A 12949-nucleotide genomic window follows, 5' to 3' on the forward strand; every position below is an offset into this window, starting at 1 on the left:
CTTCATTTGAGGAAAATTGACAAAAAAAAAAGAGCCGTCCCGGCGATTTAGTGACTGGCACTAAAAAGCGAGACTGCTCCCTTTATCGGGATTGATCCGAGTCTTCATTTGCTTTTTGGTTAGCTTCTTCCGCACTGCCAGGCTCTTCAAGCTTAATAATAAGCTTCTGGCCTTCTTTTACGGCTTTGTTTGGTTCAATATTTTGAGATACTACATAGCCGGATCCTGAATAGCTTACTTTAAGACCCATACTCTCAGCTACTTTCATCACATCACGCATGGCCCAGCCTTTCATATTTGGCATCGTCCACTTCTCAGATGTCAGCAGGATGGCTTTCTCTCCCTGCAGCAGCTTTTCGCCGGCCGCTGGTACTTGCTTTTCAATTTTACTGCCTGTACCGATCACGACCGGATCCATTCCGGCGTCTTCGTACGCCTTACGTGCTTCTGATGTTTTCTTGCCGGTAAAATCTTTTAACGTTACCGTTTGAGAAATAATCGTTTTATCCGGCTTGATATTTAAATATTGAAGACTGTTTCGCATAACAGGATTGAAAATCTTTGAAACAGGGACCGACCCGGACTCTCCATCCAGCTGCGGCTGCGCAACTGCTACATATACGATGAGCTCCGGATCTTCTTTTGGGGCCATGCCCATAAAAGAAAACAAATAATTGTTTGATCCTGTTAAATAGCGCCCATCTTCTCCGACAAGCTGCGCGGTTCCTGTTTTCCCTGCCACATCGTATCCTTCAATATGATACGGCTTGCCAGTGCCATGTTCTGCTGTTACGACTGTTTCTAGAATGTTTAGTGTTTCGGCTGCCGTTTCTTTAGAAATAGGCTCACCAACCACTTCCGGCTTTGTATCGACAATTGTTTTTCCGGTCGTGTCATCCACAATTTTATCAATAATATACGGCTTCATCATTTTTCCGCCGTTGGCAATCGCCGTCGCTGCCTGGAGCATCTGCATCGCATTTACCGTTGATCCTTGACCAAATGCTGTTGTCACTTGTTCAAGCGGGTAATTATACAAAATACTGCCTGCCGCTTCGTTAGGCAGTTCAATACCTGTTTTACGCCCGAAATGGAAGTCTTCAAGATACTGCCTGAAAACACCCGGCGACATTTGTTCCAGCATATTCGCAATCGCTACATTGGAAGAGCGCTGAATGCCTTCTTTATATGTAATATTGCCCCAGCCGGCCCCGCCGTTATGATCTCCAATACTGCCCCCACCTTTTACTTTATATCTTCCTGACTTGTAAAGAGCATCGGCTTCAAACGTGCCTTCCTCAATCGCCGCTGCCAGCGTAAAAATTTTCATCGTAGATCCAGGCTCATATGAATATTCAACGAGGTCGTTCATCCAGTTTACATCAAGCCCTTCCCGCGTGCCCGGATGAAATGTAGGACGCTGGCTCATCGCCAAAATTTTCCCTGTTTTAGCTTCGGCTACAATGGCAAACGCTTTGGATGGATTGTATTGCGCTTCTACTTCACTTAATGCGTCTTCCATAAACGTCTGGATTTTAGAGTCAATGGTTAAATACATATCATCGCCGTTTTGTGGCTCAGTGACCATTTCTTGTTTTTCAGGAAGCAGGTAACCCCATAAGTCGCTCGTATAACGGATTTTCCCATTTTTGCCCTGCAAATATTTTTCATAGGATTTTTCAATGCCCATCTGGCCTTTTGTTTCAAACGTAACATTCCCATTTTTATCTTCTTGTTCAATTTGCTGTGTAAAGCCGATTAAATGAGAAGCAAATTTTCCATTTGGATAAAACCGTTTCGCCTGTCGGGTAAATGTAATACCGGGCAGCTTTTCGGCTTCAATTTTTCGCTTTACACTGTTTGTCAGCCCGCGCCCTGCCGTGCCAAACTCTACCTGGAATGCTCCTTCTTTTTTCAAACGCGCCAGTATATCTTCCTCATCCATATCAATATATTTCGCAAGCACCTTTGCTGTTTTCTCTGGATCTACTACATGATTTGGAGATTCTGGATTCGTTGTTACAGAATCGTCTAAAATCGCTGCCATTGTAAATGAAGTAGTATCTTCTGCGATGACTTCTCCATTTGTATCATAAATCGTTCCCCGGCTCGCTTCAAGAACATCCGTGCGCATGTATTTTTCAAGCGCTTCGTTTTTAAGTTTATGTCCGTCCGCTGTTCCGGTCGCCTGAATGTAAAATACCCGTGAAAATAAGATAAAAAAGAGGAGGGCGAACCCGACGTACAGGATCGCAACTCCTATTTTCCGATTGTTTCTATTTTCCATCATTTCGGCTCAACAACCTTAATGTTTTTGCTTAAATCCAGCCCCATCGCTTTAGCACGTTCCCAAATTTTTTCATACGTGCTTTCTTCGCTGATTTGGACCTCAAGATCATGATTCACTTTTTCCTGCTCCTGGATTTTCGCTTCTACATCTTGAATTTGTTTGTTTGTTTCATAGATCGCTGCCTGTGTAGAGATAAGCTTTGCACTCATAAAGCAAACTGTTAATACAAAAACAAGAAACAGCACCTTTTCTCCAGGAGTAAAAAATGACCTGCTGATCTTCCGCTGTTTAACAGAAGCCTTTTTAGGCTGTTCGACAATCGGCTTTCTCGCTGTGTTGTTCATTTCGATCCCCCCCTAATTGGTTTGTTTTCTTTTTTCTGCAATACGCAGTTTGGCTGAACGTGCCCGATTGTTTTCTGTCAGCTCTTTTTCAGTCGGGATAATCGGTTTTCTTGTTACCAGCTTTAAAACAGGTTCATATTCTTCCGGGATTACAGGTAAGCCGGGCGGCAGCTCCGGCCCTGCAGACGCTTCCTTGAAAACCGTTTTGCAAATACGGTCTTCAAGCGAGTGGAAGGTGATGACACTAATACGCCCATCGACATTCAATAAATCGATCGCATCGTGAAGTGACCGTTCAAACACACCCAGTTCATCATTTACCGCAATTCGAATAGCCTGGAAAATACGTTTGGCCGGATGGCCGCCTTTTCTTCTTGCCGGGGCCGGAATTCCTTCTTTGATCAGTTCCGTCAGCTGGCCTGTCGTTTCAATCGGCTGAACTTCCCGCGCAGCTTCAATTTTCCGGGCAATCTGCTTGGAAAACTTTTCTTCTCCATATCTGAAGAAAATGCGGACAAGCTCTTCAAAAGACCATTCATTCACAACGTGATAAGCGGTCAGTGCAGCGCTTTTGTCCATTCTCATATCAAGAGGTGCATCATGATGATAGCTGAAACCGCGCTCCGGTGTGTCAAGCTGAGGTGATGAAACACCCAAGTCGTACAAAATGCCGTCGATTCCCGTAACATTTCGTTTGTGAAGCTCTTCCTTCACATGTTCAAAGTTGCTTTTTATAAATTCAACACGCTCAAGAAACGGAGCAAGCCGTTTTTTCGCATGTTCAATCGCGGTTTCATCTTGATCAAATGCATATAGTTTTCCGTTTGGCCCAAGCTTTGACAGCAAATATTCACTGTGTCCGGCTCCGCCGAGTGTACAATCTACATAAATTCCGTCCGGGCGGATATTCAGCCCGTCGACTGTTTCATGAAGTAGGACAGTCGTATGATTAAATTCCATTTTCTTATCAGTCCAATCAGCATTATAAATCGAAATCAGTTAAATTTTCCGCTATGTCTGCGAATGAATCCGCCGATGCTTCCACATACTCATCCCATGCTGCGGCACACCAGATTTCCATCCGGTTTGACACTCCAACAATCACACATTCTTTTTGAAGTGAGGCATATTGCAGAAGCGGGGCGGGGATATTGATTCTGCCCTGCCGGTCAAGGGTACAGTCGTTTGCTCCCGAAAAGAAAAAACGGGCGAACGCACGTGAATCCTTCCTTGTTAACGGCAAAGCGGCGAGTTTTTTCTCGAGTACTTTCCACTCGTCCAGGGGATATAAAAACAAGCACTTGTCCAATCCGCGTGTGACCACAAAAGTTTGGCCGGCTTCACCGCGGAATTTTGCGGGGATAATCAATCTGCCTTTTTCATCGACTGAATGACGGTATTCACCCATGAACATAATGCTTCCCCACTTTCTACACTAACTTTACCACATCCCCCCACTTTGCACCACCAATTTCATGTTGCAGATCTTTTCATTTCGTTTACACAAAAAAGCCTGCCCTAAGAGCAGACTTTTCATTTATACATATAGAAGATAATGGCCGCCATCGTGTTTATATGGCTGATTCAACAAGTCATCAATAAAAGAAGGACCGTACACATTTAAAAATGGATATACATTCCAAACTCTTTCCTGCAGTCCATCCGGGCGCAGAGCGACTTGTACACGGTCGAACCGGCGTAAAGCCGCATCGTGTGTCTGCTTCAAAACAGCGTCGCTTTTTTGAAGCAGCAGCTCAATTTGCCGTTCATGATACTGCTTGTTTTTTTCAACAATCGGTGCAAGGCCATTATGAAGCTCGGCCGCACGCGCTTCAATTTTCTCATAGCTCGCCATCAAATCCTGCTTCATATGGGCAACAAGCTCATCAAGGTGGTGATCACGAATAGAGTCCATATAAGCAGATTTTTCATTTTGCACGCCTTGCTGCACCGCCGTTTCAATCGGTGTCCCAATCTCTGAAACAATCTCCGCCACTGTCCGGTCTACAATCGTAATATTTAATCTTGGCATAATAAGCGGCATCGTAAGCCCGATATATTCAAAAGCTCCTTTTAACTCCGCCCAATAAGCAATCTCGCCTGGACCGGCGATAAAAGCAAGTGTAGGAAACAGCCATTCCTGCATAAGCGGCCGCGTCACAACGTTGTTACTAAAGGATTCCGGCGACGTTTCCAGAAGCTGCAGTAAATCACCTTCTGTGTACGACCTCCCGCTTTTGCTGATAAACAGCGCGCCTTCCCTTTCAAGCAGGTGGCGCTCTTCTTCTTCAATCAGGAATAGATTCGCCGGCTGGCCGCTCATTTCAATTGCGGGCGTAAAGCCGGCTTGTTCAAGATCCTGCTGCGTGGAGTGCACCGCTTCCGCAATCGGGCCGCTTTCCACAATCAGTCTCTTGAAAAACGGCGCTTCAAGCTTTCGAAGCTCCGGGTCTGCCGCATCAATCAGCAGCAGGCCGTGCTTGGCAAAAAAGGAGCCGGTTAAAAAAGCAAAAAAATCGGTAAATGTGCGGCTTGCCTTCACCGCTTTTTTCACATCATGAAGAAGCTGATTCGTATAGTGTGTTTCTTTTAAACAAGCAAAAACAGAGGCCACCCAGCCGAGCATTTGCTCCTGATCGTAGACCGTGCTTGATGCGGCCTGTTTTTTCACAAACCGCTCTGGGTATCCTATTTTTTGCATACTCCCGTTTTTTTCTACAAACACATGGTTGATTTCCAGCAGATCATGATCCTCGCCGGCAATCCAAAAAACGGGGACAACCGGAATACCCAGCTGCTCTTCCTGCTCTCTCGCCAGGTGCAGAATCGAAATGATTTTATGTATAGAATAAAGCGGACCTGTTAAAAGTCCAGCCTGCTGGCCGCCGATCACGACAACCGATTCAGGGTCTTCAAGCTTCTGAAGAGAGTGCTCTGTTTGCACTGTCACATGATGCGGCGCCATATAATTCCGAATGATGCCAGCCAGCTCTTTTCGCTTAAACATTCGTGTCCGCACCTCTTCTGACCGCTGCTGAAAAGACTGCTGCGAAAATGGATCGTAGTCAAAAAAGCCGCCTGCCTGCTTTGAGCCGCTTATATATTCCCTGGCAAAGGGGGTCAAAGCGGGAACAGAAATGCGTTTTTGTTCCATGGATGTACTTCCTTTCTTTCGGACAAATTTTCTTGTTCGAGTATACCACCTGTCGGATTGAAAGGGAAAACAATGTGCCTGCACAGCTCCAATTCTTTTTCCTTATCTGCCCAATTCGGCTTCTTTTCCTTTTATAAGATGGTATAAGAGCGAAAAAGCGGGGGTCTCAACGCCCCTTTGTGCTGCTTCTTCCAAAAGAGCTCCTACGATTGCGTCTAATTCCGTTTTCCGCCCTGCTTTTATGTCTCGAAGCATTGAGGATTCATTGGCGGCTGTCTGACGGCACACATCGAAAACAGACTGTGTAACGGATTCCTTCGTTTTAAAAGGAAAAACGGCCGCAATTTCTGCACATAAATTTTCTGCCGCTGCAGCGTATTCGCTGTTTTCAGCCAACTCTCCGTTTTTCGCATGTAAAAGGGCAGTTAACGGATTAATCACTGCATTTGCGGCCATTTTATCAACCAGCATCTCGTATGCACTTTCTGCCCATTGAAAAGAAAAAACAGGTGTTTCCAGTTCTCGGACAATCGCTTCCTCTCCCCCTTTAACACAGGCTATTTTCGTTTGGCCGCGCCCGTTCACCTGCACCGTACGCTCGTCTATTTTGGCTGCCCCATGCGTCACAGAGCCGGCATAAATATTTGAAAAAGGAAGCTGCTGAATCAGCTTAAGATGGCTTAAACCATTTTGGATAAACAGCAAAGATGATACTTTTGGAAGGTGCTGAAGGATTCCCGGCAAATGGTACTGCTTCACCGCTGCAACGATTAAATCCGTTTCCGGAGGCGCAGCAGCGGCTGTTTGAACCGGATAAATATGTGACTGCCCCTGCTCAATGACATGAATGCCTTCCTTTTCAAGGCGTTTCCGTTGTACGTTTGTTCTCGTTTGAATAGTTATGCGGTGGCGGCTGCTCCACTCTGCAGCAAAAAACAGCCCAAGGGCACCTGCTCCAATAATATGAATGTTCATGTATCTCTCCCAGTTTGTAAGCGATAACAGGATCGCTACTTTTTTTATTTACTTTATTATATAATAAAGGAGACAAATCAAGAGAGAGTTTGCAAAGGAGATTGAGGAAATGGGCTTAGCAGTTGAGAATCTGAAAATGAATTTCAAAACGATGGAAGAGTTTAAATCCTTCAAAGAATATGGACTTGAAGAACTTTCGATGATCGAAGAATTACAAACTTCCATGGTGGAAGACAATACCGATTCGCCTTTTTACGGCATTTATTACGGGGACCGGCTTGCTGCCCGTATGTGCCTGTACATCCGGCGGGATGCGTTAAATCTTGTACCCGGAAACGATCAGTATGTGGAAATATGGAAACTTGAAGTGCTGCCGGCTTTTCAAAAAAAAGGACTTGGGGCATTGCTTGTCCAGTTTGCCAAGTCGTTTGAACTCCCTATCATGACAAAGCCACGCGTAAAGTCACAGTCTTTTTGGGAGAAAGTAGATTTTAAGCCGGTATCCGAAAACAGCACACGCCTTATTTGGCTTCCTGAAAAGAAAAACGCTCAGAAAACAAGCTGAACTCACGCACAATCTGTTCTCTTTTACCCATACTCTAATGACAAAAAAAGCGAAGAGCCATGGCCTCTTCGCTTTTTTTGAAAGATGTAAAAGATGTTATTTGCTAACAACTTCTTTACCTTTATATGTTCCGCACTCTTTGCATACGCGGTGCGCAAGTTTCATCTCACCGCAGTTCGGGCAAGCTACCATACCTGGCACTTGAAGTTTGAAGTGCGTACGGCGTTTGTTTTTGCGTGTAGTAGAAGTTCTTCTAAAAGGTACTGCCATGTGATATACACCTCCTTAACGGAATAAAAACTATATGAAGCCAGAATAGCTGTACTTCTCAATTACTCATCATCGGACGAAAAGAAGTTTTGAAGTCCTGCTAATCTTGGATCAACAGCCGGCTTCTTTTTTTCGGGAAGCTCTTCTTCTTCTTCAAAAAACGCCCAATCTTTCCCAGACTGAACAACATGCTCATCCGCTTCTTCACTGAAAATCTGCATTGGTACCTCTAAAATGATCGCTTCTTTTAAAATCGGCCGGAGATCTATTACATTTCCCTCCGGAAAGTGAACATCTTCTGTCTCATATGATTCGCCTTCCTCCGGCTTTAATAAAAACCGTTCTGTCAGCGGAATTTCAAACGAGTAAGGCACGTCTACAAGTGTCCGAGAACAAGGGACAATCATTTCACCCGTTGCTTTTACATGAAAAACAATTTGATCATGACGAATATCAGCTCTGCCTGTTACATGGACAGGCGAAATGCGGCGTATGTCATTATCGAGTGTTGTTAAGTCTGTTACGTCAACTGTTTCATCAATTTCAAGACCGCGGTCGCGGTATTTTTGCAGTTGAATTATTGACCATTTCATTTAATCACCTCAAGGCAACAAAAGTAATTATAGCCCTCTCCCGATTGAATGTCAATATATTTTCTTTACAGTGAAATACCGGTTTGACTTTTTATTCACCATCTTTGAAAATAAAAGAACATTCTCCTGAAGAAAGGACGTTTCACATGAACGCAGCCGGCATTGTTGTTGAATACAATCCATTTCATAATGGACATCTCTACCATATAAATGAAACGAGGCGTTTGTCAAATGCAGACACCATTATCGCAGTGATGAGCGGCTCATTTTTACAGCGCGGAGAGCCGGCCATTGTTGATAAGTGGACCCGCACAAAGGTAGCCCTGCAGCACGGTGTGGATATTGTTGTTGAACTTCCATACGCTTTTTCAACGCAGCGGGCTGAAATATTTGCACAGGGCGCCATTGAGATTCTTTCCCATTTAAAGTGCCGCTTTTTTTGCTTCGGCAGTGAAAATGGCGGTATGGATCCTTTCCTCCACACCGCAGAACAACTGAAAAAAAACAGCATAGAGCTTGATACCTGCGTCCGCTCCCTTATGAAAGAAGGAATGAGCTACCCCGCCGCCCAGACAAAAGCAAGAAACGAAGTGTTCGGAGAAAATGCACTGCCGCTTGATTTGTCAAAGCCAAATAACATTTTAGGCTTTCATTATGTAAAAGCCAACCTCGGGCTGACCACGCCTATGCAGCCGCTGACGATTCAGCGAAAAGGAGCAGGATTCCATGATACTGAATCAACAGGGCCGATTGCAAGTGCGACAGCGATTCGGCAGCGCCTCTTTACTACAGAAGAACCGATTCATGATGTCATGCCTTCGCTGAGTGCTGAAGCCATGCAAAACCGTCCGCTGCATTCATGGGAATCTTACTGGCCTCTACTTCGCTACCGCTTGCTGTCCATTGAACCCGGCCGTCTTGCTTCCATTTATGAAGTAGAGGAAGGCATCGGGCCAAGACTCACAGAAGCAGCACGGCAAAGCAGCTCCTTTGCTGGCTTTATGGAACAGGTTAAAACGAAACGTTACACGTGGACCCGCCTTCAGCGAATGATGACCCACATTTTAACTGACACCGATAAAGCAAGCATACAGAAGGCTCAGCAGACTTCGTTTGTCCGGCTGCTTGGTATGACCGAAAGTGGGCGTGCATATATCCGGTCCGTTAAAAAAGAAATGGAAGTGCCGCTGCTTTCCCGCACAGCTGCTGCCGGCAGCCTGCTTGCGCTGGATATAAAAGCATCCCGTGTGTTCGCTTCCGCCCCCAACGCGAGTGAAAGCTACGTGCGTTCTCTTTTAGAGCAAGAATATTCCATGCCGCCGATTTTACTTTGACACAGACAGGTTTCTTAAATAGTCCACTGCGTCCGAAAAAGTTTGAACCGGTACAATAACCATGCTTGTTCCAATATCCTCTGCAGCTTTTTTAGCTTCTTCATAATTGGTTTTGACATCTGTACGGCCCGCCGGCAGCTTATCATCCGGTGCAAAGAAAAACTGCGCCCCTGCCCGGTCGGCCGCTACGACTTTTTGAGCAATGCCTCCAATCCGGCCAACTGTGCCGTCCGGGGCAATTGTTCCCGTTCCAGCTACCTTTAATCCAGCCGCCAAATCCTCTTCTACCAGCTGGTCGTAAATTTCAAGTGAAAACATAAGACCGGCAGAAGGACCGCCAATGTCATCTGCTTTCAGCGTTACCTTTGGGTCGCTTTTGAGCGCTCGATCATCGGCCAGGCTGATGCCAAGGCCGGACTTGCCGCCCAGCTCTGCGAATGCTCTCAGCTGAACGGTTTTTTCATAATTTTTTTTATCGCGTGTAAATGCGACTGTAATTCGGCTGCCTGGCTTTTTCGCCTGCACATAATCCGTCATTTGTTTAGACGATGTAACAGAACGGCCATCAATAGATATGATGCGGTCGCCTGCTTCAAGCACTCCTTCCGCAGGCATTTCAGGAAATACACTTAACACATAAATACCTTTGTATATCCAGTTGTACGGTTTGCCCGCTTCCCTAAAAGCAACCGCTATGGCGTTTTGCTGTGAGGTATCCATTAAATGAACCTGCCTCACGTTAAATTCGTTCTCTGATTCGTGTGAATAGCGAACCGTTTCTTTCGGGAGAATTTCCTCATAATCCCGAAGAAATGCCCACGCGTATGAATAAATGTTAGCAGGCCCCATCTGTATCGTGGTCAGCATCAATGTGCTTGTATCATTGTCGTCTCCTTCATCTACATCAACAATTGGATTAAGCGTGTGCGCTTCTCCCGGTCTTGTAATGTAAAATGGCAGCGGGATAAAGGCTGCCACAATAATCAGCAGCAGAATCGCATATAAGAGCCCTGTTCTTTTATTTTTCACATTTGTTCTTCCTTCCATGCAGAAATCATCCAGCTCTATAACTGGTATGAATTGTTTCATTAGTCTATTCTTTCTGCCTTTACATATCCTTTTGTACAGGCTCTTTTATTGTACAAAATTTTAAGAAGGCGTGCTTTATATTCTAATCAGGGGGCTTTTTATGTGGAAAACTTATGCTGCTGCCTGCTCCATTACGCTGCTGGCTGCCGCTCTTTTATTTTCACCTCAAACCGGCTTGAAGGCAGCAGTCTACGGTATGGATATATGGTGGAAAACTGTTTTTCCATCCCTTCTTCCTTTTCTCATTTTAACAGAGTTAATGACAGGTCTTGGCGTGATTGCTTTTTTCGGCTCCATTCTAAGCGGTTTGATGCGGTTTTTTTTTCGCATTCCCGGTCCAGCCGGTGTGACTTGGATGCTGTCACTTGCTTCAGGATTTCCGGCCGGCGCAAGAATGGCTGCACAGCTTCGCACGGAGCAGTCGATTACCCGTACGGAAGCGGAACGGCTCGTTGCGATGGCCCATTCCTCTAACCCATTATTTATTTTAAGTGCGGTGGCCAGCGGTTTTTTAAAAAGTCCGGAGACCGGCCTGCTGCTTGCCTCAGCTCATTACAGCGGTGCTTTTTTAGTCGGGCTTACAATGCGTTTTTATGGAAAAGAAGAAAAAATAGAGAGAAAAAAAATAAAAACAGCCGGGCCTCTTCAGGCATTTAAAGAAGCACGCGAAAAAGATGGACGGGTTTTTGGCACCTTGCTTGCTGATGCAGTACTGTCTTCTGTTAAAACACTTGTACTGGTTGGCGGCTTTATTCTCTTTTTTTCTGTCTTAACCACTTTGCTGCATAAGTATGGAGTGGCCGCTTTTTTATTTTCTCTTCTTGGCTCCAACGAAACAAGCATGCCTGTGTTTAAAGCGCTTTTTGCTGGCTTTTTCGAACTCACGTCTGGTGTGCAGCTCTCCTCTTCCGAATCGATTCCTTTACCCGTAAGCCTGCTGATGATCAGTGCTATTCTTGGCTTTAGCGGCTTAAGCGTTCACGCGCAGGTAGCGGCGATTATTAGTGAAACGGATATCCGTTTCGGTCCTTTTTTCGCCGGCCGTATTCTTCATAGTGTATATGCAGCAGTCATTACTTTTTGTTTGTTATCATGGCCTGTTTCTTTTCCGAAGGCGGCTCTATCGTTTGCGCCAGAGCATGGCATGCTGATCACAGTAGTTGTTCTGGGTATCGCTTCTCTTTTGCTGGGAATCCGCTATTCAAAAAGCCGGACCAAAAGAGTTTAATCTTTCGGCCCGGCTTTTTTATTTCGAAACGGAATCAGCAAGACGTTTTTTTATTAAAGCTTCTTCCACTTCCCTCGGGACAAGCTCTGAAATATCCGCCCCATATTTCGCCACTTCCTTGACAATGCTTGAGCTGAGAAACGAATACTGACTATTGGTCATCATAAAAAACGTTTCAAGCTCATCGTTTAATACGCGGTTCATGGACGTAATCTGCATTTCATATTCAAAGTCAGATACAGCCCGCAGTCCACGCAGTATGGCTTTTGCTTTTACCTGTTTTGCGTAATCAACGAGCAGGCCCTGATAATGGTCCACTTCCACATTTGGAATATGTGCCGTAACCTGGCGGATTAACTCAGCCCGCTCCTCCGCCGAAAACAGCGGTTGTTTAGATGAATTACTTAAAATGACGACATACACTTTGTCGAATACTTTCGCCCCGCGCTGAATAATATCCAGGTGCCCGTTGGTAATCGGATCAAAGCTTCCTGGGCAAACTGCAATACTTGTCATGATCTTTCCTCCTCATCTGCCGCTTCGTAAATGGAAACAGAAATCATTCCGTACGTTTCGGCGCGTGTGCAAGAAAACGGGCCGACCTGTTCAGGAAGGCGTACATCTGATCCGTGCTCACACATCACAAATCCATGTGGTGCAAGCAGATTATGCTCCGCAATAAACAGCAGCATGGCTTCAAGCTTTTGCTTTTTATAAGGCGGATCAAGAAAAATACCATCGAATACTAATTCGCGCTTTACAATGGCTTTTAATGCCCGCTCCGCTTCATTTCGATATACTTCTGAGCACTCTGTAAATCCAGCGTTCCGTATATTTTCTTTTACCGTTTGAATCGCTTTCATATCGCGATCAACAAAAATCATTCGATCCATTCCCCGGCTGAGCGCTTCAATTCCGAGCCCTCCTGAGCCTGCGAATAAATCTAATCCAGTGCCGCCTTCAAAATAAGGACCGACCATATTGAAAATGGACTCCTTTACTTTATCTGTCGTAGGGCGCGTGTCTTTTCCCGGCACAGCTTTTAAAGGCAGCCCCTTTTTTCCACCTGAAATGATTCTCATATTTTAACCTGCCATTCGTTTTTCT

At 45.3% G+C, this 12949-nt stretch carries 14 protein-coding genes; 3 read left to right on the forward strand and 11 right to left on the reverse strand.

Annotated elements, in window-relative coordinates:
* Positions 1-82: 82 nt before the first annotated feature.
* The 6 genes from M3221_RS04410 to M3221_RS04435 form a co-directional block, all read right to left on the reverse strand.
* Positions 83-2290 (reverse strand): penicillin-binding protein, encoded by a 2208-nt coding sequence (locus tag M3221_RS04410; RefSeq protein ID WP_285879044.1) that lies wholly within the window; start codon positions 2288-2290, stop codon positions 83-85.
* Positions 2287-2634, reverse strand: coding sequence for a cell division protein FtsL (gene ftsL, locus M3221_RS04415; protein WP_251270334.1), 348 nt, complete (start codon positions 2632-2634; stop codon positions 2287-2289). Before ftsL ends, M3221_RS04410 begins: the two co-directional genes overlap by 4 nt.
* 12 nt (positions 2635-2646) lie before the next feature.
* Positions 2647-3594: a 16S rRNA (cytosine(1402)-N(4))-methyltransferase RsmH gene (gene rsmH, locus M3221_RS04420; protein ID WP_251270335.1), complete on the reverse strand. Its 948-nt coding sequence runs from the start codon at positions 3592-3594 to the stop codon at positions 2647-2649.
* Between the two features lie 22 nt (positions 3595-3616).
* On the reverse strand, positions 3617-4048 hold the full coding sequence (mraZ, locus tag M3221_RS04425; RefSeq protein ID WP_251270336.1) for a division/cell wall cluster transcriptional repressor MraZ: 432 nt from the start codon (positions 4046-4048) through the stop codon (positions 3617-3619).
* Between the two features lie 123 nt (positions 4049-4171).
* Complete coding sequence (gene bshC, locus M3221_RS04430) at positions 4172-5788, reverse strand: bacillithiol biosynthesis cysteine-adding enzyme BshC (protein ID WP_251270337.1); 1617 nt, start codon at positions 5786-5788, stop codon at positions 4172-4174.
* Between the two features lie 102 nt (positions 5789-5890).
* Entirely contained in the window at positions 5891-6763 is an 873-nt protein-coding gene (locus tag M3221_RS04435; protein ID WP_251270338.1) for a 2-dehydropantoate 2-reductase, read from the reverse strand.
* A 109-nt stretch (positions 6764-6872) separates the two neighbouring features.
* On the opposite strand from M3221_RS04435, the gene M3221_RS04440 reads away from it, so the two are divergent.
* Positions 6873-7328: a GNAT family N-acetyltransferase gene (locus M3221_RS04440; protein ID WP_251270339.1), complete on the forward strand. Its 456-nt coding sequence runs from the start codon at positions 6873-6875 to the stop codon at positions 7326-7328.
* A 96-nt stretch (positions 7329-7424) separates the two neighbouring features.
* On the opposite strand, the gene rpmF is transcribed toward M3221_RS04440, so the two are convergent.
* Entirely contained in the window at positions 7425-7598 is a 174-nt protein-coding gene (gene rpmF / locus M3221_RS04445; RefSeq protein ID WP_046175141.1) for a 50S ribosomal protein L32, read from the reverse strand.
* A 62-nt stretch (positions 7599-7660) separates the two neighbouring features.
* Positions 7661-8191 (reverse strand): YceD family protein, encoded by a 531-nt coding sequence (locus tag M3221_RS04450; protein WP_242232136.1) that lies wholly within the window; start codon positions 8189-8191, stop codon positions 7661-7663.
* Positions 8192-8337: 146 nt separating this feature from the next.
* Here M3221_RS04450 and M3221_RS04455 point away from each other — a divergent pair, with 146 nt between their 5' ends.
* Complete coding sequence (locus tag M3221_RS04455; RefSeq protein WP_251270340.1) at positions 8338-9525, forward strand: nucleotidyltransferase; 1188 nt, start codon at positions 8338-8340, stop codon at positions 9523-9525.
* On the opposite strand, the gene M3221_RS04460 is transcribed toward M3221_RS04455, so the two are convergent.
* Complete coding sequence (locus tag M3221_RS04460) at positions 9517-10614, reverse strand: SepM family pheromone-processing serine protease (protein WP_251270341.1); 1098 nt, start codon at positions 10612-10614, stop codon at positions 9517-9519. The two genes, M3221_RS04455 and M3221_RS04460, sit on opposite strands and share 9 nt — an antisense overlap.
* A 100-nt stretch (positions 10615-10714) precedes the next feature.
* On the opposite strand from M3221_RS04460, the gene ylbJ reads away from it, so the two are divergent.
* Positions 10715-11842, forward strand: a complete 1128-nt coding sequence (gene ylbJ / locus M3221_RS04465; RefSeq protein WP_251270342.1) for a sporulation integral membrane protein YlbJ — start codon at positions 10715-10717, stop codon at positions 11840-11842.
* 18 nt (positions 11843-11860) lie between these two features.
* On the opposite strand, the gene coaD is transcribed toward ylbJ, so the two are convergent.
* Positions 11861-12358: a pantetheine-phosphate adenylyltransferase gene (coaD, locus tag M3221_RS04470; RefSeq protein ID WP_242232140.1), complete on the reverse strand. Its 498-nt coding sequence runs from the start codon at positions 12356-12358 to the stop codon at positions 11861-11863.
* On the reverse strand, positions 12355-12924 hold the full coding sequence (gene rsmD / locus M3221_RS04475; protein WP_251270343.1) for a 16S rRNA (guanine(966)-N(2))-methyltransferase RsmD: 570 nt from the start codon (positions 12922-12924) through the stop codon (positions 12355-12357). Before rsmD ends, coaD begins: the two co-directional genes overlap by 4 nt.
* Positions 12925-12949 lie beyond the last annotated feature (25 nt).

It is taken from the genome of Domibacillus indicus (assembly GCF_023715895.1).
Taxonomy (GTDB): domain Bacteria; phylum Bacillota; class Bacilli; order Bacillales; family Domibacillaceae; genus Domibacillus; species Domibacillus indicus_A.